The 20,795-nt window shown below is 54.1% G+C and carries 18 protein-coding genes and 2 pseudogenes; 2 read left to right on the top strand and 18 right to left on the bottom strand.

From position 1 onward, the window contains the following. Window positions 1–268: 268 nt before the first annotated feature. The 17 genes and pseudogenes from hpnE to LAO76_05675 all read right to left on the bottom strand — a co-directional run bounded on the left by hpnE (window position 269) and on the right by LAO76_05675 (window position 16,158). Window positions 269–1,669 (bottom strand): hydroxysqualene dehydroxylase HpnE, encoded by a 1,401-nt coding sequence (gene hpnE, locus LAO76_05755; protein ID MBZ5490418.1) that lies wholly within the window; start codon window positions 1,667–1,669, stop codon window positions 269–271. Then, the gene (locus LAO76_05750) at window positions 1,666–2,568 is read right to left on the bottom strand and encodes a squalene/phytoene synthase family protein (GenBank protein MBZ5490417.1); all 903 of its coding nucleotides are present in this window, start codon (window positions 2,566–2,568) and stop codon (window positions 1,666–1,668) included. Before LAO76_05750 ends, hpnE begins: the two co-directional genes overlap by 4 nt. Next, on the bottom strand, window positions 2,565–3,467 hold the full coding sequence (gene hpnC / locus LAO76_05745; protein MBZ5490416.1) for a squalene synthase HpnC: 903 nt from the start codon (window positions 3,465–3,467) through the stop codon (window positions 2,565–2,567). The genes LAO76_05750 and hpnC overlap by 4 nt, the downstream gene beginning before the upstream one ends. Window positions 3,468–3,499: 32 nt before the next feature. Then, the gene (locus tag LAO76_05740; protein MBZ5490415.1) at window positions 3,500–4,534 is read right to left on the bottom strand and encodes a zinc-binding dehydrogenase; all 1,035 of its coding nucleotides are present in this window, start codon (window positions 4,532–4,534) and stop codon (window positions 3,500–3,502) included. A gap of 8 nt (window positions 4,535–4,542) precedes the next feature. Beyond that, a complete protein-coding gene (locus LAO76_05735; protein ID MBZ5490414.1) occupies window positions 4,543–5,664 on the bottom strand; it encodes a zinc-dependent dehydrogenase in 1,122 nt (373 codons plus the stop codon). Window positions 5,665–5,667: 3 nt separating this feature from the next. Then, on the bottom strand, window positions 5,668–6,414 hold the full coding sequence (locus LAO76_05730) for a hypothetical protein (GenBank protein MBZ5490413.1): 747 nt from the start codon (window positions 6,412–6,414) through the stop codon (window positions 5,668–5,670). After that, window positions 6,411–7,430 (bottom strand): NAD-dependent epimerase/dehydratase family protein, encoded by a 1,020-nt coding sequence (locus LAO76_05725; protein MBZ5490412.1) that lies wholly within the window; start codon window positions 7,428–7,430, stop codon window positions 6,411–6,413. Before LAO76_05725 ends, LAO76_05730 begins: the two co-directional genes overlap by 4 nt. A gap of 34 nt (window positions 7,431–7,464) precedes the next feature. Continuing rightward, window positions 7,465–7,831: pseudogene (locus LAO76_05720) on the bottom strand (type II toxin-antitoxin system death-on-curing family toxin). Between the two features lie 32 nt (window positions 7,832–7,863). Beyond that, the gene (locus LAO76_05715) at window positions 7,864–8,088 is read right to left on the bottom strand and encodes an AbrB/MazE/SpoVT family DNA-binding domain-containing protein (protein ID MBZ5490411.1); all 225 of its coding nucleotides are present in this window, start codon (window positions 8,086–8,088) and stop codon (window positions 7,864–7,866) included. A 128-nt stretch (window positions 8,089–8,216) separates the two neighbouring features. Beyond that, window positions 8,217–8,645: a hypothetical protein gene (locus tag LAO76_05710; protein MBZ5490410.1), complete on the bottom strand. Its 429-nt coding sequence runs from the start codon at window positions 8,643–8,645 to the stop codon at window positions 8,217–8,219. Continuing rightward, a complete protein-coding gene (hpnH, locus tag LAO76_05705) occupies window positions 8,642–9,769 on the bottom strand; it encodes an adenosyl-hopene transferase HpnH (protein ID MBZ5490409.1) in 1,128 nt (375 codons plus the stop codon). The genes LAO76_05710 and hpnH overlap by 4 nt, the downstream gene beginning before the upstream one ends. A gap of 231 nt (window positions 9,770–10,000) precedes the next feature. Next, on the bottom strand, window positions 10,001–12,004 hold the full coding sequence (gene shc, locus LAO76_05700) for a squalene--hopene cyclase (protein ID MBZ5490408.1): 2,004 nt from the start codon (window positions 12,002–12,004) through the stop codon (window positions 10,001–10,003). Window positions 12,005–12,008: 4 nt separating this feature from the next. Beyond that, window positions 12,009–12,977: a 4-hydroxy-3-methylbut-2-enyl diphosphate reductase gene (locus LAO76_05695; protein MBZ5490407.1), complete on the bottom strand. Its 969-nt coding sequence runs from the start codon at window positions 12,975–12,977 to the stop codon at window positions 12,009–12,011. Between the two features lie 155 nt (window positions 12,978–13,132). Continuing rightward, window positions 13,133–13,372: a HigA family addiction module antidote protein gene (locus LAO76_05690; GenBank protein ID MBZ5490406.1), complete on the bottom strand. Its 240-nt coding sequence runs from the start codon at window positions 13,370–13,372 to the stop codon at window positions 13,133–13,135. Between the two features lie 250 nt (window positions 13,373–13,622). Then, on the bottom strand, window positions 13,623–13,949 hold the full coding sequence (locus LAO76_05685; GenBank protein ID MBZ5490405.1) for a hypothetical protein: 327 nt from the start codon (window positions 13,947–13,949) through the stop codon (window positions 13,623–13,625). 115 nt (window positions 13,950–14,064) lie between these two features. After that, entirely contained in the window at window positions 14,065–15,741 is a 1,677-nt protein-coding gene (gene recN, locus LAO76_05680) for a DNA repair protein RecN (protein ID MBZ5490404.1), read from the bottom strand. Between the two features lie 45 nt (window positions 15,742–15,786). Then, window positions 15,787–16,158, bottom strand: a complete 372-nt coding sequence (locus LAO76_05675; GenBank protein MBZ5490403.1) for a hypothetical protein — start codon at window positions 16,156–16,158, stop codon at window positions 15,787–15,789. Window positions 16,159–16,407: 249 nt separating this feature from the next. Here LAO76_05675 and LAO76_05670 point away from each other — a divergent pair, with 249 nt between their 5' ends. Continuing rightward, window positions 16,408–16,962: a hypothetical protein gene (locus tag LAO76_05670; GenBank protein ID MBZ5490402.1), complete on the top strand. Its 555-nt coding sequence runs from the start codon at window positions 16,408–16,410 to the stop codon at window positions 16,960–16,962. A gap of 130 nt (window positions 16,963–17,092) precedes the next feature. Here the strand turns inward: LAO76_05670 and LAO76_05665 are convergent. Next, window positions 17,093–17,409: pseudogene (locus LAO76_05665) on the bottom strand (DUF91 domain-containing protein). A gap of 902 nt (window positions 17,410–18,311) precedes the next feature. Here LAO76_05665 and LAO76_05660 point away from each other — a divergent pair. Then, window positions 18,312–20,771 (top strand): ABC transporter permease, encoded by a 2,460-nt coding sequence (locus LAO76_05660; protein ID MBZ5490401.1) that lies wholly within the window; start codon window positions 18,312–18,314, stop codon window positions 20,769–20,771. The last annotated feature ends 24 nt before the right edge of the window (window positions 20,772–20,795 follow it).

Below are 20,795 nucleotides of genomic sequence, written 5' to 3'. Positions count from 1 at the left end.
GGAAGTTTCTAAACTGTTGTGACTCGCTCATCTCGTCTGTCCTTTCCTTGAACTAAGGGGGAGGACCGTTTAACAATTAGGATCATGCGCCCGCACTGTACGTGACAAAATTAAAGCGGTGTTAAATTTCTTAATTCTGTTAGCTCGGTTCCGGCTTCGACGGGTGATCGGGAGATTCCTGCAGCAGGGGTGGGCAATAAGCTATTGAAAACAAAGGGGTAGATTGCGGCAATCATCGCAGAGCGAATGATCAGATCGGCAGAAACATTTACCAAAACAGCTTCATAAATCCGGTCGCCGGCAAGTCGGCGACAACAAACATCTGTTCTTGTCCAACGCTTTTCATCAATGCTTCAGCCGCAAGATATCCGCTACGAACCGCGCCTTCCATGGTTGCAGGCCAGCCAGTCGCCGTCCAATCGCCCGCCAGGAAGACTTGCGGCCATTGTGTTTTTGCCGCCGGACGGAACTTGTCCAGCCCGGGGAGAATTGCATAGGTGGCATAAATTTCTTTGATCACCGTGGATTTCACCAGCTTCGCCTCGCGCACCGCGGGAAAGAACTCAGCCAGCTCGCGCGTTGCCAGTTCGAGGATTTCTTCGCGCGACTTCTGCACCAATGATTTTGACGCGCTTACCACCAACTCGACATAGCTGCCTTGACCAGCGTTTTGCCGGCCTTCATGAAATTTTGACTTATGAAACATCCATTGAATCGTGCGGTCCAGCAGTACCGCATGTGGCAGAGGCGTGATCTCGCGGTCAAACCACAGGTGAATTCCCGTAATCGATGACGGCTCAAACTTCGCCAGTTGCTGCTTGATTGGCTCGGCAGATTCGTCACACGGCAGGAGGCTTGCCACGTTTTGAAAAGGCGCGGCCAAGACAACAAAATCAAACTGCTGCTCGCCCGAACTGGTTAATACTCCCACTCGATCCTCTTTCGGTCCGATTGCAGTCACCGACGACCGCAGCAGAACCTGCCCGTTTCTAGCACGTATATAGTCAATCGCCTTTCCGTACAAATCCGAGAGAGGGATGCTTGGCAGTCCCATCCTGCCGGCCGCGGCAGACTTCATGAATGATTCCCGAAAAACCTGCGTAGCATAGCGCACTGAGATGCGATCAAGATCTTCATTCAGCGCGCTTACCAATACAGTCTTCCAGAACCGCTCAATCGCCTGTTCAGTCTGCTTGTGTCGCTGCAACCATGAAAGAAAGTCTTCCGATGAATCCTCCGGCAGGCCGTGGCTCATCACCGCCATGGCCCGGGAGATCGCAATTTTGTCACTGGCACTCAGCATCTTGGCGCCGAGAAACGTTGGAATGTTGTGCATTGGAGCAGGAAAAAATGACGGCGCCATTCTGCTGGCGCGACCGCCGGGCTCGATGAATGTCAGTTCATCAAACCACCGGATCTTCCCACTCACGCCCAGGCGATCGTAAAAATTAATCAGGTTCGTGCAGCAGCCAAGCAGCACATGCTGGCAGTTATCCACCACCTCGCCCGTTCCCGGGTGCTCGTAAGACGAAGCCCGACCTCCAACGTAGGGCCTGCGCTCAAAAACACTGACGCGTAATCCGGCTTCGGCCAGCGCGCAGGCTGCTGCCAGGCCGGCAAGTCCACCGCCCACGATAGCTACACTATATTGCCGAGTGTCGGACGTCATGCGATGCGGAGTAGAAATCCGCGTGATAATACTTTCAATTTTTCCCAGAGCGTCAGCCTGACGCGCTCTGTAAGCACATCGTAATTGCGATCTGTGATCTTCTGCAGCAGGCGGCTATATATTTCCACCAGGACCCATAAGGCGGCCCGGCTGTCTTCATCAATCAGCTCCATCAGCCACTTTGCCGATTCATAATATTTCCTCGCGCGCTCAGCTTCGTATTCCAGGGCAGGCCGCAGTTGCTGCGCCTGTGCCGGATCCCGCAACACGTTCGAAGAGAAATTTGCGGCCGTAAGATTGCTGCGCACCAGATCTTCCGCAGGAATATAAATGCGACCCATGGATGCGTCTTCTTTTATGTCGCGAATAATATTGGTCAACTGGAATGCCAAGCCGCAGTCTTCCGCCAGAAATTCCGCCTTGGTGTCCTGATAGCCAAAAATACGTATGCATACCAGCCCGACGACAGACGCGACGTAATAGCAATACTGCTTCAGGTCTTCGAACGTTTCGCATAGGATGGCCGGCGATTCTGCTGATGCGGGCGGGATATCCAGATCCAGGCTGGTGCCGTAAACCAACTTTTCAAAAAGCTCCGGCGAAATCTTGAATTTCTTCTGCGCGTCACCCAGCGCCATCAGAACCGGATCATCGGTTGCCTTGCCTGCAAAGACCGCTTTTGCTGCATCCAGCCATTCACTCAACTTCTGGCGCTTTATTTGTGGGTCAACTCCGGGTTCGTCTGAGATATCGTCGGCGTGGCGCATGAATGCGTACACCGCGCTCAGCGCGTTGCGCTTTTCTGATGGCAGCACCATAAAGCCGTAATAGAAATTCTTGGCCGCACGGCGTGAAATGCCGCGGCAGACTGCGTAGGCATGGCTGAGCTGGTCGCTCACAGAAGCTTGCCCATGGCCGCGCGAAACACCAGCATCAGTTTGCGCGTTTTCGAAATCTCCGGACGAGCCCGCAACACGTCAAAGTCCTGGCGCTCTATGGCATTCAGTATCTCTTGGCCGCCCCGGCTGAACAATTCCAGATCGACCGCCAGTTCGCGATTGACCATTTTTACCAGCGGCAGTCCACGAGCAAACCAATCCCGCGCCCGCTCGACTTCAAATTTCATCATGGCCACAAATTGCGGTGTTGCGCGGCGCTGCGCAATGTCCTCACCAGTTACGCCAAAGCGGCGCAGGTCTTCCAGCGGAAGGTAAATGCGGCCTTTGCCATAATCAACAGAAACGTCCTGCCAAAAATTCGCTAATTGCAGCGCGGTGCAGGTGTAGTCGGAAAGTTGCTGCCGTTCGGCGTCACTATAGCCGCAAAGATAAAGGACCAGATGGCCGACCGGATTTGCTGAATAACGGCAGTAAGCAAGAATGTCGTCAAACGTCTCAAAACGTGTGACGGTCTGGTCCTGCCGGAACGCGATCAGCAAATCAGAAAACTCGTGCTGTGGGATGCTGAATTGCTTCACTGTGTCACCCAGCGCAACAAACACGGGATGCTTTGGCGATCCCGCATAGCAGGCATTTAATTCTGCCTCCCACTGGTCCAGCAATTCCAGAGACTGCTGCGGATCACCCACTTCGTCGCCCAGATCGTCAGAGATTCTGCAGTAGGCGTAAACATTGTAAAAATGCTGGCGCAGGCGGCTGGGCAGGAACCACGTGGCAACCGAAAAATTTTCATAATGCGATTTCGCCAGCCGCTCGCAATACGCACGCGCTTCGTCCAGCGAAGGCGCGGTGGCCGGAATGCGATACGATTCCGGCAGCGCATTCCACCCCAGCGGCATGGACGAAGTGCTTGTGCGCGATACTGACATGATCAGTGGCCGGGAATGATGGCCGTTTTAATCTGGCTCCCGCGGTCCAGCATCTGTTGCAGGACTTGCTTCAGTTTGGAGAGAGGCGCCTCGCCAGTAACATAGTCTGTGCTCTTCACGTTCTTTTCCGCAATCAGTGAAAACGCCTTGCGGACTGTTTGCGGGGTGTGGTGGAACGTGGCTTTCAGCGTGATTTCAGAATAGTGCAGCCGGTTTGTATCCAGTTCGACTTTCGTCCCGCTGGCGCATCCGCCAAAGAAATTCACCACGCCGCCGCGACGGACCATTTCCACCGCCCACTGCCACGTTTGCGGCCGGCCCACGGCTTCAATCACAATATCTGATCCACGGCCTTCAGTAACTCCGATCACGCGGTCAATGGGGTCATGATGCTTCCCGATCTGCACCACTTCATCCGCCCCAAATCTTTTTGCAGCCGTCACCTGCTCAGCGCGTTTTACCACGGCGATGACTTTGCATCCCGTCAGTTTGGCCACCTGCACAAGCATCAATCCCAATGGGCCCGCGCCGATCACAGTCACTGTGTCGCCGATGTCCGCTCCAGTTTCCTGCAAGCCGCGCAAGGCGCAGGCCAGCGGCTCAGTCATCGCTGCCGACTCAAAACTCAGGTCATCCGGTAGCGCCAGCATGTTGGTTTCAACAATGCGGCGCGGGATCTTTATGTATTCCGCATATGCGCCGTTGTTGAACAAAAGATCTTCGCAGATGTTCTCCTGATGCTTCAGGCAATAAAAGCACGCGCCGCATGGAGCGGAGTTCAGGGCAACAACTTTCATGCCGCGGCGGAAGTCGCGCACGCCTGGCCCAACTTCTTCAATTACGCCGGAAAGCTCATGGCCAAACAGTGCCGGCGGAACAATCATGCGGGCATGGTAGCCGCGCTGATAAACCTTGAGATCAGTCCCGCAGGTAAGCGCCACATTCACCTTCACCAGCACCTCGCCGGGTTCGAGCGCGGGAATAGGCACTTTTTCAATCTTGATGTCCTCCTTGCCATAGAGGACCGCGGCTGTCATTTGTCCTTTCAAATATGTTTCTCCCATTCCAAACCGGGCTGAATAACGATCTTCATTGATTCCGGCGACGGATGTGAAGCCAACTGGATCGCCTCTACGGATTTATCTAGAGGAAACCGGTGCGAGATCAACCGCTCGAAATCAATTTCTCCGCTGAATACCAGACGCACATTCTCGTCCTGCAAATCGACTGATGCACTATATGAGCCCACCAGCATTTTTTCATCCATGCAAACAGCAGCAGGATCGATTGCGACTTCGCTCCGCTGCGTCTGCGCAAACAGCATGATCCTTCCGCCTGGCCTAGTGGCATCCATGGCGGGCTTTATCAAACTATTTCCCGCCGTCGCCAGGATCACAGCGTCTGCTCCGCGCCCGTCAGTAAGGTCCCTAACCCGTTGCGCCGGATCTTCCGACCCTGCATTCACATTGTGCTTTAACCCGAAGCTTTCACTTATTTTAAGGCGTTGGGGATACAAATCGGAAGTTACTACGGTCGCACCCGTCCGTTTGGCCAATGCCGCCAAAATGATCCCAATGGGCCCCTGGCCGATAACCAACACCGTTTCATCACTTTGCAGCTGTAACAATTCAATTGCTTTCAGGCACGTATTTACTGGTTCGATAAATGAAGCTTGTTCATACGAAACATGGTCGGGGATTTTCACCACGCCCTTGCGTACGATCCAGTCCATCACGCGAATGTATTCGGCAAAACCACCGCCGCTGGGCTCAAATCCAGCGGTCGCGCCGACCTGTTTATAAACAGGACATTGCGCAAAAACTTTTTTCCGGCAGTAATAGCACTCGCCGCAGGGAATGTGATGGAACACCATCACGCGGTCGCCGGGAAAAAAGTTCTTTACGCCTTCAGCGATTGCAACCACCTGCCCGGCCATCTCGTGCCCGAAAATACGAGGAGCGGAATGCGATCCAGTCAGAATTTTTTTTAGATCAGTACCGCAAATGCCGCAGGTGTGTACACGTACCAGCAACTCTCCCTTACCGATTTCCGGTACAGGGACCGTCTCCAACCGGACATCGTTTTTGCCGCGATAGACAGCAGCTCGCATCATTCGTGTGGGAGTGAGTTTTCCTTCCACGGATTCGGATTTGATAGCCGTATGCATGATCTAACGTTTCACTTCCAGGAACTCTACTCTATTCAGTGTAACAACTTCCTTTGGCGGCAATGTGCTCGCGATGTCGTTCCGCAAGCGGTTACAAAGTGCGTCTGTGGCATGCTTGCTGTTTCGCGCCAGAGCCGCAACCCTTGCCCACTGCCATGGCCGCAGAGCAGCCCACAACGCGAACTTGCCGCTCTGAAACTCTCCAGCAGTATTTAGAAATTTTCCCATCGGCGGCATCACAAAATCAGCTTCATCAGAGATGGCTTTCACACAGCGAAACCCGACTTGCTCCTGCTGCGCCACTCGGGCCACGCCGGCAGCTTCCATATCGACGACCAACCCATGAAATCGATTTACCAGTTCTCTCTTGGCTTCAGTTCCTGCAATTCCGGGCGCTGTGGCGAGCACGCCACCGCTCACGTGGTTGGGATCCGCCGCGCATCGATATTCGGCGCCGTCAACCGCATCCACGACCACGCTCGGCGTAAAAACACTCGCGACTTTCAGGCTCCGTATCAGCGCGCCTGCCAGGCCCGCTGAAATCAGGAGCGACGGTTGATATTGCGTCAGTACCGCCCGGGCCGCCACTTCGGCGTTCTTGCAGCCGATTCCGGACACCACCGCGACTACTCCATCGCGTTCAAAGACTACGAACTTTCTTTCGCCGGAAGAGAGCGGTTCGCGCTGCCAGCCGCGCACCAATGGTGCGATTTCCCGTTCCATGGCCGCAATGATTGCGATCTTGCTCATGCGTTCACCGTTGCAACCTGCACGGGAGATTCAACGTATCCGTGCGCCTGGAACCAGTTGATCGCGCGCCGCAGCGCATCTTCGACTGGCAGAATTTTGTAGCCCAACTCAAGCTCAGCCTTTGCCGATGAAGCAAACATTTTCTTGCGGCCCATCTTCACTGCGTCAATAGTGGCGCGAGGCTCTTTGCCCAGGATCGTGCCGGTAAAGAACTGGTCGAAGACGGCAAATCCCATCGCGACAGCATGCGGCACTTTCATCGTCGGGGCAGGCAGACCGGTGAGCAATGCCAGTTTGTCCAGGATGTGCTTTAACGTCAGGTTCTCTCCGCCCAGAATGTAACGCTGTCCTGGCCGCGCTTTTTCCATCGCCAGCAGGTGTCCGCGCGCAACTTCCTTCACGTCTGCCAGATTTAAGCCCGTATCGACATAGGCAGGAAATTTCCGCTTAAGAAAGTCGACCACGATCCTTCCGGTCGGCGTTGGCTTAATGTCGTACTCGCCAATCGGCGTCGTGGGATTCACCACTACGACATTTGCGCCTTTGTTGCCGGCTTCCAGAGCAATCTGCTCTGCCATGAACTTTGACCGCTTGTAATGCCCCACCATATCTTTGATAGAAACCGGCGAGTCTTCTCCTGCAATATGCCCATCGCGGGTAAAACCCATCGTCGCCACAGAACTGGTATAGATCACGCGACGCACGCCGCTTTCTTGCGCAGCCTGAATAATCGTCCGCGTGCCTTCCACATTCGAGAGATACATCTGCTCCGGGTCGCGAACCCACAGCCGGTAATCGGCAGCCACGTGAAACACAAACTCACAGCCGGCCATCGCCTTCTTGAGCGACTCAGGATTGCGAAGGTCGCCCGTAGCGGTTTCTGCCCGCAAATCGGCAATATTATCGAGACGGCTGGTTGGACGAACGAGCAATCGCAGTTCAGCGCCTTGCGCAGCTAAAGCGCGCGCCACGTGGCTGCCGACAAATCCCGTAGCTCCTGTGATGAAGGCCTTCATGTTCTCTCTTTGTCCCGAGCACAGCGAGGGAACCCTACCCCTTTCCAGCCGTTGAATAGCGGCGTATCCACTCAACTAGCTCGTCTTCGGTTAGATCGCCTGACGCCAACGCAAACATGGCATCTATTGCTTCTGCGTCATTTGCATTCAACATATAACCATTTTTAAGGAGAAACAGGCCGATCGTTAGAAACGCAGTTCTCTTATTTCCATCCACAAAGGGATGATTGCGCGCGATTCCAGACCCGTACGCTGCTGCTAAGCGCTCCATCTCTTTTACACCCTCATACACATTACACATACAGATTGCGGGCACGCGCTAGAGCGGATTGCAACAAACCCGCGTCACGTAAGCCTCCTGCGCCTCCGTACCGGGCCAGACTTTCCACATGCAAAAGCATCACTGATAATTCGCTAAGCCACTTCGGCTCGCTCACTTGGCGAGTGCCTTAAAGGTGGCGTCATACTTACGCATAAACTCCCTACCGAGCTTAAGTTCCTCATCCAAGGCAGGATCGTAAGCGGTAAGAAAATACCCATTGGGCGTCTCCACGGCAAGCAGCTGATCGCCTTCCGTTGCTTTCAGGCGCTCCAGCATTTCTTTAGGGATTACAACTCCCATCGAATTGCCCAACGACGTTAGCTTTAAGACTGCCATTTCAGCTCCAAAAAATCTGCCGCAGCATGCTGCAATCACCAAAAACATCCAATTGCGTGCGATAGCCCATTTTTGCTCGTAGTAACAACCACTATCAGTAGGTCTCCCCCGCTCCTCGGGGTTGCAATCTACTCCAGCGCTTCCGCCTGTATCCCTATATTCTTCTCACCGGCAGCTTTCTTTTCCCAGTACTTGCGCACCCAGGCTTCGAAACTTTTTCCCGCGGCGGTATCGCGCCCGCTGAAGGCCAGCGCGGCAATCTCTGAATATGGAATGGATATTTTCTGGTCCGCATCTTTAGGGAACAACCGTACCGCGGAATCGCTCAGCGTTTTACCGGTACGCCGATCAAAAATGTATCCTTCAACCTTGCTGCCGTCTTTGCGCGTGATTGTCACGTCACCGCGGTAATCGAAGGCCTTCTCAAGAGCCTGCCGAACTTCTTCTTCACCGGCCAGCTCCGGCACCCAGCCTTCCAGCTTTTCATGCTTGAACCCCGGTGCGACTTCGAGCGAGTCAGCCGCTTTAACAGCATTGTTCGGAACTGACTCCGTCATGCACTGGTCTCCTCAAGCTGGTTGGACGATTCCTCGATTTGCACCAGGGGGTTGTAACTGTGCACCGGCCGCACATGCTCGCTCAATAGCTTCAATGCGTGTTCATCTTTGTGGCTCGTGAAGAGCGTGGCTTTTGCCGTGGCCAGCAGGCCGCGCAATGAGCTGAACGTTTCATTAACCGCAGAAGCCTCATACCCGCTGTGCACCATGCAATTCGCGCACTTCGGATTTCCTGACTCCGTTCCGTACTCATGCCATGCCGTGCTGTCCATCAATTCCTGGAATGTATCGGCGTAGCCGTCCTGAAGCAGGTAGCACGGCTTCTGCCAGCCAAAGATGTTGTAGGTGGGCATGCCCCAGGGAGTGCACGCATACTGGCGTTCGCCCATCAGGAATTCCAGGAAGAGCGGCGACTGATTGAACTGCCAGCTCTTCTTGCGGTTTGACAGGATGGCGCGAAACAACTTGCGCGTGCGCGCCCGACCCAGAAAGTGCTTCTGGTCCGGCGCTTTGTCGTAAGAATATCCAGGCGAAAGCATCATGCCTTCGACTCCGAGTTCCATCATCTGGTCAAAATGTTCGCGCACACTATTAGGATCCGCGCCGTCGAACAATGTGGTATTCGTCGTCACGCGGAAGCCGCGCCGCAGCGCTTCTTTCATTCCCTCTATGGCCAGGTCGTACCCGCCTTCGCGGCAGACAGAGAAATCGTGGTGCTCGCGTTCGCCATCTACGTGGACAGAAAACGTCAGATACTTACTGGGCTTGAACAGATCAAGCTTTTCCTTGAGCAGCAGCGCATTAGTGCAGAGATAGATATATTTCTGGCGCGCCACTAGCCCTTCAACGATCTGGCCAATCTGCGAGTGCATCAGTGGCTCGCCGCCAGGTATTGAGACCATCGGGGCGCCGCACTCATCCACCGCGCGGAAGCACTGTTCCGGCGTGAGCTCTTTTTTCAGGATGTGCGCGGGATACTGAATTTTGCCGCAGCCCGCGCACGCCAGGTTACAGCGAAAGAGCGGCTCCAGCATCAGCACCAGCGGATAGCGCTTGCGTCTGGCCAGCTTTTGTTTAACAACATAGCTCGCCACTGTCCACATCTGTGAAATTGGTACCGGCAAATCGTTCTCCCCTTAAATCAGCTCTTAGCTATTAGCTATTAGCTCTTGGCTTTTAGCTTTGTGTTGTTGCTCCACCAGTTTCGTTCACCTGCTAAAGTCTTCTGGACCGCAGGCGCCCTCGCCTGCGCTCATTTGCGCGATCTTGTACAAATCCGCGCTAATCCTCGTTCATCCGCAGTTGGTTTTGCTCTTCCGATCACCCGATGTCCCGATCACCGGGTCACCCGATCTTCAGCCTCTCGCGTACCCGACACTTCCCTCTTCATACAACGCTGAGAAATCACGCGCGTACGTTGACAGCGCAATCAGCGGGAAGTAGTCGCGATACAGATGGTAGGCCAGATAAAAAACTCGTGGAAAGCCCGTGCCCGTGTAATGATCTTCGTTCCAGTGTCCATCAGGCCGCTGCGTTTCCAGCAGGTAAAGAATTCCGCGCTGCACGGATTCACTGCGTGTATCACCCGCCGCCAGCAAACCCATAATGGCCCAGGCAGTTTGTGAAGGCGTGCTGGGACCAATGCCGCGCGTGGTGGGATCGTCATACGAGCCACAAGTCTCGCCCCAACCGCCGTCAGAGTTCTGCACCATGCGCAGCCATTCCGCGCCCTGCTGCACGTACGGCTCGTGATGGTCCACACCCATGGCCTGCAAGCCGCGCAGCACCAGCATGGTTCCATAAATGTAGTTCACGCCCCAGCGCCCAAACCACGAGCCATCGGGCTCCTGTTCGCTCAAGATGAACTTGATCGCTTTCTTTACGCGCTTGTCGTCACCTGTTACACCGTACGCCGCCAGCATCTCCAGCACGCGGCCAGTGATGTCCACCGTCGGCGGATCGAGCATGGCGTTGTGGTCGGCAAAAGGAATATTCTGGAACACCATGCGCGTATTGTCTTTGTCGAATGATGCCCAACCGCCACTCTTGCACTGCATGGCAAAAATCCAGTCGATGGCGCGCTGGCTGACTTCATGCTGATAGCGCTCACGCGGATTCTCTACTTTATCCAGCCCTAACAGCACCATGGCTGAATCGTCCACGTCAGGATAAAACTCATTATTGAACTCAAAGTACCAGCCACCTGGATCAACGTTTGGAGCCTTCACGGCCCAATCGCCTTTGGTGCGAACTTCCTTGCTCAGAATCCAGTCAGCCGCTTTCAGCATCCGTGGATCGTTTTTTGAGACGCCGCTTTCTCCCAGCGCGAACATCGCCAGAGCCGTGTCCCACACGGGAGACATGCAGGGCTGCATGCGGAATGTGGGTTCCGAATGATCAGCAATACCGGGTTCATCAATGCCCAGCTTCTCAAACTCGCTCAGTGCTCGGATCACCTGCGGATCATCGGTGGAATAGCCCAGGCAGCGCAGCGCGACAATGGAGTTTAAAATGCCGGGATAGATTGCGCCCAGCCCGTCTGATTTTTCAAAGCGCTCCAGCATCCAGCGTTCGGCTTTCTTCAGCGCCAGATAGCGCAACGGCCGAATGTGGAACCGCTCGCAGAAATGGACGACGCGGTTCAGCACCAGGAAGAAGTTTCTCCAGGAAATCTTCTTGGCGGTCCACTTCAGGTGCAGGTGCTTTCCGTGGCGTCCGCCCACAAACAGCTCGTCGATTCCCATTTCTGCCGGAATCTTCTTCAGCGGCTTCTTGGCATAGGCGATGGATAGCGGCACCAGAATGGCCCGCGACCATGACGAAATCTCATACAGGTTGAACCAGAACCAGTTGGGAAAGAGCACTATTTCCGGTGGAACAGCCGGAACGGCTTCCCAGTCATACTGGCCAAGGAAGCACAGATAAATCTTGGTAAAGGTGTTGCACTCCGTGGCGCCGCCCATTTCCAAAATTCTGGTGCGCGCCCGCTCCAGCACAGGATGGTCAGGCTTGTAGCCCATCAGCTTCAACGCAAAGTAAGCCTTTACTGAGGCACTGATATTCGAAGGCCCGCCCGTGTAAATGGGCCAGCCACCGTCCGCATTCTGGTGGCGGATGATTTCCGGCACTGCGCGTTGCATGCGGCCCGGATTGCCGGTGCCGAGCAAGGTGTGAATGGCAATGTAGTCCGACTCAAGCGTGGTATCGGCTTCCAGTTCACCGCACCAATAGCCATCTTCATGCTGCTGCGCAAAGAGATAGTCGCGCGCCTTCTCAATACCAAAGGACACGCGTTCCAGCATGTCATCGATTTTTCCAAAAAGCATATGCGCTGCTTGCGCGCCAAACTTCTTGCTCATGGATTTACTCCGCGGCAGCGGGGGCTGCAGCAATTGCTTCCACAATCTCAGGCGGCAGGCCAAAGCGGACGTTTTCCGGCATGACCTCCACTTCACGGATTGTGGTGAACCCTTTTTCCTTTAAGAAATCGACCACCTGCTCCACCAGGATCTCCGGCGCGGATGCGCCCGCCGTGAGCGCAACTGTCTTTTTCCCGGTAAGCCAATCGGGCTTTATGTCGCTCGCCTTATCGATCAGGTAAGATGGCGTTCCCAGATTAGTGGAAACCTCCACCAGCCGGTTCGAGTTGGAGCTGTTCTCCGAGCCCACCACCAGCAGCAGATCGGCCTGGTGCGCCACATCTTTTACCGCCGTCTGGCGATTCTGCGTGGCATAACAGATGTCCTGTGCATGCGGCCCTTCAATCAACGGAAACTTCTTCCGCAGCGCTTCAATCACGTCCTTGGTCTCGTCCAGGCTTAGCGTCGTCTGCGTGATGTAGGCGATCCGGGTAGGATCGGGAACCTCAAGGGCATCCACTTCATTGGCGCTGCCCACTACCTGGGTAACTTCAGGCGCCTCACCCAGTGTGCCGATCACCTCATCATGATCGTGATGGCCGATCAGAATGATACTGTAGCCGCCCTTGGCGTACTTTACGGCTTCAACGTGAACCTTGGTTACCAGCGGGCAGGTGGCATCAATCACTCGCAGGTCACGCAGTTTGCTGGCCTCGCGCACGCTGGGTGAAACCCCATGAGCGCTGTAAATAAGGCGCTGGCCGTCTGGGACTTCATAAACTTCATCAACAAAGATCGCGCCCTTGGCTTTCAGTTCTTCCACCACGTAGCGGTTATGGACGATCTCTTTGCGCACATAGATGGGTGGCCCAAAGGCGTCCAGCGCAATGCGGACAATATCAATGGCCCTTACCACTCCGGCGCAAAAACCCCGGGGCTTCAGCAGCAACAAAGTCTTAGTTTCAGGTGTCATTGTGATCTGTTGATTATACCCTTTTGTACACTTTTTCCTGCCTGTATCTTAAAGAATAAAGAGCCCGCCGACTAAGCCAACTCATTGAATTATCGATATTTAGCAGTAATCAGGGAGTATCTGGGGGTGAACGGGGATGGGGCGCAGATGGCCGTCTAGATCCCGACTCTGACCTCACGTTCGATCTGTGCCAGCGACTCGTCTTCGATAGTCTCCAAATCGTAGGCTGTCTGGAGATTGAGCCAGAAACGCGCGGTGGTCTTGAAGTATCGTCCGAGACGAATGGCTGTATCCGCTGTGATTCCTCTGCGCTCGTGGATAATTTCCGCGATCCGGGTAGCAGGAACATGAAGCGCCATAGCCAGGCGGTGCGCTGTGAGCCGGAGAGGCTTCATGAAATCCTCGCGGAGTATCTCGCCAGGATGAATCGGCGGCAGCTTAGAGGCAGTAGTTTTCTTTTTCAATTTTGGCAATCTTGGGATTTTTGGCAATCTATTTCGGCGCCCACTTACTCACCGCCAACGCAATCGGCAGCCCAACCAGCACCGTATGTAGGATGGGCCCGGTAATGATCGACGCGGCATCGGTTCTCGGCGGCCAACGATGTATCGCCGAGAGCGGCACCACCACGCAATTCATCATCACCTAGACAAATTCGCCATATAGCAGTCCTGCGATTACTGGCCTTTCTGTCAGAAATGCAATCTGCCGGCTGGCCACAAAGTAAATCACTGCCCAGATAAACGCGATGAGGAAGTGCAAGAAGAGACCCAGTGCCGCGGTCTTCGCGCCGCCCTGGAACGACTTGGGTCCCAGCAACCCTGAAGCGACCGACTGCAATACCTGGCTGGGGCGGAAATGGAACTGCAGGCCAAACGCAATAAAGGCCTGCGTGATATCAAATACGCCGCAAGCCAGACCGCCCCAAAAGATAGCGAGAAAGGCGCTAGAGGATGTTGAGGTGGATGGCATGCGATTGGCCTCAATTTATTTTTTCTTGGGTGCAAAAACTTATAGACGCGCGAGATGCGAAATGGTCGCGGTCCTGCTCCGGATCATCTGCGCCTATCTGCGAAATCTGCGGCGACTAGCCATTAGCCTTCAGCAACTGCTCCGCGTGTTGGCGCGATGTTTCCGTCAACTTCTCGCCGCTCAACATACGCGCAATCTCTTCTGTCTGTTCAGCTTGGGTAAGCGCCCTGACTAGCGTCTTGGTTCGTCCCGCCGTCTCGCGCTTTTCGATCAAATAATGATGGTCAGCAAAAGACGCGATCTGCGGCAAATGGGTGATGCACAAAACCTGGTTGGCCCGCGCCAGCGACTTCAGCTTCTTGCCTACGGCTTCCGCCGCACGCCCGCCAATGCCGGTATCAATCTCATCAAAAACTAACGTCCGTTGCGTTCCGCCTTTGCTTTTCTTCCCTGCCTCAATGGTGGCCTTGAGCGCCAGCATCACGCGTGAAAGCTCGCCGCCTGAGGCAATCTGTTCTACCGGCTTGAGCGGCTCGCCTGGATTGGGCGAGATCATGTATGTCACGCCATCAAAGCCCGCGGAGGTCCAGTTCGCCGGCTCGTCCGAGCCGGACACTTCAATCCTGAACTGCGCTTTCATCGCCAGTTGATTGATTTCCCCCTCAACCAGCTTCTGCAACTCCCGCGCCGCGCTGTAACGCCGCTTGGACACCGTCTGCGCCACCGCCAGATAAGTTGCCGCCGCTGCCGTAAGCTGTTTCTTCAGGTCGCGCACCAGATCTTCGCGATTTTCCAGCTCATTCAGCTTGCGCGCGACATCCTCGCCATAAGCAATCACTTCATCGACCGTCTTACCATATTTGCGTTTCAGCCGATCCAAGAGCGCAAGCCGGTCTTCCACTTCCGCCAGCCGCTCCGGCGAAGCGTCAATTCCATCGGCATAGTCACGGGCCGTGGCGCTCACATCCTCGATCGCCGCCTTGGCGGACTCCAGCGATGCCAGAGCCTCAAGGAACTTTTCATCAAAACGCGCGAGTTCTTCCAGTTGTTTCCGCGCCGCAGAGATCTGCGTCAGCGCCGAAGCATCATCTTCATACAGGACTTGATAAGCAGCCGTGGCCGCGCCGAAGAGCTTTTCTGAATTGGCCAGGACGCGCTTTTCCGTCTCCAGCTTCTGGTCTTCGCCCGGATGCAACTTCGCCGCCTCAATCTCTTTCTTCTGGAAGCTCCAAAGGTCGGCCATGCGCAGGCGGTCCTGCTCATCGCGATCCAACTGCGCCAGCCGCTCGCGCACTTCTGTCCATGCGGCGTGCTTTTCCGCCAGCTCGCTCAAGTCGTGGCCGGCGTATGTATCCAGCAGCCCCAGACGCGCAGCTTCATCGAAGGCAAGGATTGTTTCATTTTGCGCGTGGATTGACGCCAGCGCCGGCGCCAGCGCCCGCAACAAGGCGACCGTCGCGGGCTGATTGTTGACGAAGACACGTCCCTTGCCTCCCGCCGCAATTTCACGCTTTACGATTACCTGATTCCCTTCCGGCTCAATCCCATTTTCTTCCAGCAGGGGACGGAGCCGCTTTTCATCGGCCTCAAACACGCCGCTCACCAACGCTTTTTCCGCGCCATGGCGAATCATGTCACTAGAAGCTTTGTCGCCTAACAATAAAGACAGTGCATCGATAAGGATCGACTTGCCCGCTCCGGTCTCGCCCGTGAGCAAGTTCAGCCCCGGCGCAAACTCCACCGCCAGGCTATCGATCACGGCATAATTTTCGACGCGCAGTTCCAGAAGCACCGATGGCAACCTCAGAAGGAAATTGAGCGCAGTCTAACACACAGATCACGGGGCCTCGTTCTCTTCTTTTTCGGCAAGCAGTGTCGCTCTGATCTCTGCTTCCCACACAGGATTTCCAATGACGGCAGCGACCCAATCAGAGCATGTCTGCTCGTAATCTGAAGCAGGCCACGCGCAATTGAGGAAAAACCAGACAGCCTCGCTGATCGGATCCTCAGCGTGCCATGTCGTGATGACGATATTGCCATCTGTCCCCTCTGGCTGACGCCGAAATATCGGCCGGTCGATGCTGTCATGGACGCTTTCACAATCCGGCCCCCACACGCATGCGTAAACCATACCTTGATCCAGCAATTTTTCTGAAACCGAGTAAATAGTCTCGGTATCAAACTTGCTGCCATCAATGGCAAGAAACAATACAAAATGAGCATTCGAGGGATGAATTAGGGCTGGCAGCTCCGTAAGGGAATCGGATGCGCAGAGAGAAATTGTTTTGGAAGGAAAATCTTCATCGAGCCGGTATTGAGCGATTCTCTCCACGCGCGGCGGCCTCTTGAAACTTCATTATCCGCGACCTCAGTCGCGATGTAGAAAATAACTTCTTTAGACTGCAATACTGTATAGTATGTCGGTTCTACTGACCCAGCCTTAGAGGATGGTGAGCCGATGGTCCAATTGCTGCTGCTCTGCGTGATGCTGTTCCAAGCCGCTTCTCCAACGGCAGCCAAGCCGGTCATCGACAATGACCGCGTCAGCGTGCTGGACGTCTCAGACTACTCCACATCAGCGCAGCCAAATGACGCTGTTGTTGTTTCTCTCTCTGGCAACGCGGTATATGTGCTGAAAGGAGCTACCTCGAAGATCAGCGGGCGCTTATTTGTGATCGACTTAAAAGATCATCCGGTCCCCCCAATAGAAAACAAGAGTGGTTATCCGGCGGCCTTTCCACGGCCCGGAACTAAGAAGGTATTTGAGAATGATCGCGTGATCGTCTGGGATTCCACATGGACTCCGGGCGTTGCGACGCCAATGCATTTCCACGACAAAGACGTTGTCGTGGTGTTCCTTGAGGACGGCGACCTGAAATCGACGACTCCGGACGGAAAAGAGGTCGTAAACAAGTACACCACCGGCACAGTCAGGTTCAATCAGCGCGATCGCACCCACACGGAAACGCTGATGAACGGAAAACAGCGCGCAATCATTACTGAGTTGAAATAAGCCTACCTGCCTGCATTTTTCGCCGCGCCCAATCATGCGCACTAACCATGATGAGCAAATGCAGGACCATCAGTATCGAAAATAAATCAGCGCCCGTCGCGCATGAAGTCGTGATGCTTGTGAGTTTGGTGACGAGCAGAATGAATTCAGCCTTATGATCCAGAAGCCAGTCCAAATAAAACAGTCCTTGGGTAATCACGTTCTCATTCAACGTTCGTTTGTACTCGATAACGACGGGCGAGCCATTCTCGTCAATTCCCATGGAATCAATTCTGCCGCTATGCGATCAGCCAGTCGTGTATTCCGAGGCGAGAAAACTGATCCCCAGAAATTCTTCCATATGCTGTTCAATCAGAGTCTGAAGGGATTTTTCAATAGTGGCCGATCTCCCTTGCAGCTCGTTAACTTTATGATAGAACCGATCCTGAACAACTTTATGTCACTCATGGTGGGTTTGTATCCTAAAGCTATGCTCTAATTCTACGAAATAGCTTCTCCCGCGGTAAGACAAGCAAAATAGCACAACTGTAAGATTTCCTGGGTAATTGATTTCAAGAAATGGCGGAGAGAGTGGGATTCTCACTAGCGTTTATATAGCTCTTGTCATCAGTGATATCTCAGAAGGCGCCGGTGAGTGAACGTCCTAAAACAGGCTTGGAATTGCCGATTTTCTGAGCTCCACCCGCATTGGGCTTGGCTAAGAAGATTAAATCTCTCTCTGCTTTCCGTTCCGCTAGTCTAAACACTCGGCGCAGCCAGTTTGCAAGAAAGTCTTGGGATTTTTTCCGGGAGGCAGAGTAGATTGTTCCAAAATGAAACAGCCAAATGAAATATGCAGCTCGCACGCTTGATAGGCCGACCATTCTCCGTTTATGTTATATTTATTGACCGAGCTACACACGCAGTTGCACGTTTGATCACAAAAGCCGTGCAATGAGCATCAGCCGGACAGCCGTTAGAAGCACCGTTAAAAGAGGGTGTTCGCTTTGAAACTATTGCTTTTTCACCCGCTTCAGGGTTGCCACGCAGGGTAGGACAAACAAACGTCTGGGACTCGGAATTCCTGCATTGATCCGATGTCCGAAGGCTCCAGTTGGCGGGCGGGTTTGAATGAGAAAACCTATGGCAATTGCTTCGGTTCCTACAGATGGTCCAAAGATATCGGATCCTGCCCAGATTCGAGCTTACCTGTCTCTGATGTTCACGAAAAAAATCTGGATGGAAATGCGCTGTTGTTTATGATTTACCGTTGCAAAAGACCGTCCAAAAGCTTCTCTTTGAAAATGGGGTTCGTCGTTGCCGCTCTTAACCCGCACACGACCTGCCTCAATCCATAGAAGGAATGTGCAATGGAAACCTTAATTCAGGATATTCGTTTTGGACTCAGGCTACTGCGCAAGAATCCGGGGTTTACCGTCGTCGCTGTTTTGACCTTGGCCTTGGGAATTGGCGTCAACACAGTGATTTTCAGCGTCATTAATTCTGTCTTATTACATTCTCTTCCATTTCGTGACCCTGACAGCTTGGTAAAAGTGAGGATAGACGATCCTGGGGTGGGTCTTACGGATATGTTCTGTTCTGTTCCTGAATGGAAAGATCTGCAAACAAGGCCGGGTGTTTTTGAGGACGTGGTTTTAATTGGCGGTGGAAGTGTAAATTTAACCGGCTCCAAGGAGCCGGAGCGTCTGGAATTTGTCAATGTCACGCCAAACTACTTTACGCTGCTGGGAGCCAAGCCCCAGATAGGCCGCCTATTTGGTCCCCAGGATTTCGCTTTAGGATTTGCCGAAGCAGCCGTGATCAGCGACGGCTTATGGCGGCGTGCCTTTGGCAAAGATCCGAACATTCTTGGAAAAAGGGTCCGGCTCGATAACGATCTTTATACAATTGTCGGCGTTCTCCCCCCCGAATTTCGCCATCCGGGCAAAACCATAGCTTCGGAGGTGGAGGTATGGCTCACATCAGGCTTCAGCGCTGATCCAGCCCCCCCGCCGATGCGTACTACAAGGGTGGCGTCGGTGATTGCCCGACTGAAACCCGGAATTTCACTCAAAAGCGCCCAAAACCGGCTGGACATCATGTCGACCGAGATAAGACGGGACTATGCGTCGGATTATCCGCCCAGATCGCAATGGTCAGTTCATATCATTCCACTGCAGGAATCTCTTGTAGGCAAGGTGCGCCCCATCATGGCGGTGCTCATGGGAGCCGTAGTCCTGGTGATCCTCATCGCTTCCGCAAATATTGCCAATCTTCTTCTCGCCCGTGCATCCGGCAGACAGCGAGAGATGTCCATGCGGCTGGCTTTGGGGGCCGGCCGAGTGCGCATAATCCGCCAACTGCTCACCGAATCGATCGTTCTGTCTCTGATTGGCGGAGTCATAGGCATTCTGATGGCGGAAGTGCTCCTGAATTTTGCGATTCGATTTGTTCCGTTCAAGATCCCACGACAAAACGAAATTACTATTGACTGGGTGGTCCTGGGGTTTGCCACCGTGATTTCTTTACTTACAGGTTTAGTATTTGGTCTTGCCCCAGCGCTCCAGTCCACCAAAGCCGATGTGATTGCCTCGCTTCGAGAGGGTGCGCGAGGCTCTGGCTACAGCGTCAAAACCCACCGCTTGCGCGGTTTGCTGATTGTTTCTGAAATGGCCTTGACTGTAATGTTGATGATTGGGGCAGGATTGTTAATGCATACCTTTTGGTGCCTTCTGCAGGAAGATCCCGGCTTCAATCCTGCGAAAGTCGTGGTTTCCAGCATCTGGCTCCCTGTTCCCAATGATCCAAAGCTTGATCCCTACAGAACCATTGGCCAGCAGGCTACCTTTGCCCAAGAATTGTTGCGGCGGACGGGCGCAATTCCCGGCATTGAATTGGCGGGGGTAACCTCTGATTTGCCGGGTGCTCCACCGGAACGCAGCACAGACCTGACGATCGAAGACAGGCCCATTGACTCGACACAAAAACTCTCCGCAGAGTTAGTTCGAGTCAGCCCCGATTATTTCAAGATCATTCAAACGCCTCTCGTGCGCGGACGCTTTTTCACTGAAGGGGACCAGGCAGATAAACTTCCGGTCGTAATCATTGACGAAAGCACGGCGCGGCGGTTCTGGCCGAATAGTGACGCTCTGGGAAAGCGGGTTAAGTGGGGGAGAAATTCTCCTTATGCCTGGTACACGGTCGCGGGCATCATCAAGGACATCAAGCAGGATGGTCTCGACGTAAATGGTGTGCCTCATATTTATACGTCGGTCTACCAGAACCGGGACAGGGCGCTGAATCTTGTGTTGCGCACATCCCTTCCCCCATCCGCTCTGGAAGGGCAGATTCGCAGTGAAATCCAGTCAATCGATCCCGGCCTGCCTGTCTACAATGTTCGTTCTCTGGAAGACGTGATGGCAAGGTCTCTGGCCCAACGCAGATTTTCGGCCGAGTTAGTGGGCGCTTTCGCGGTCATGGCGTTGCTGTTGGCTTGTGTCGGAATTTATGGACTGCTGGCATACTTGGTCGGGCAACGCTCGCAGGAGATCGGCGTGCGCATCGCTCTGGGCGCACAGCAAAGCAATATTCTGAAGTTGGTCCTGGGCCAGGGAGGATTGCTGGCCGGCGTTGGTATCGTTATCGGTCTGGTTATGGCCGCGGTGACGGCGCCGCTGATTTCAAGCCTCATCTATGGCATTCATGTCATAGATCCAATTGTATTTCTTGCGGTTCCTCTGATTTTGCTGCTTGTGTCATTTGCAGCCAGCTATTTTCCTGCACGCCGGGCATCGAAAATAAGCCCAATCGAGGCTTTGCGCGGGGCATGATTCATCACCCCACCAAGGCTTAAC

The organism is Terriglobia bacterium (assembly GCA_020072645.1).
GTDB lineage: Bacteria > Acidobacteriota > Terriglobia > Terriglobales > Acidobacteriaceae > Angelobacter.
The sequence above is the reverse complement of the archived record's forward strand: the minus strand, read 5'-3'. Positions and strand labels throughout refer to the sequence as shown.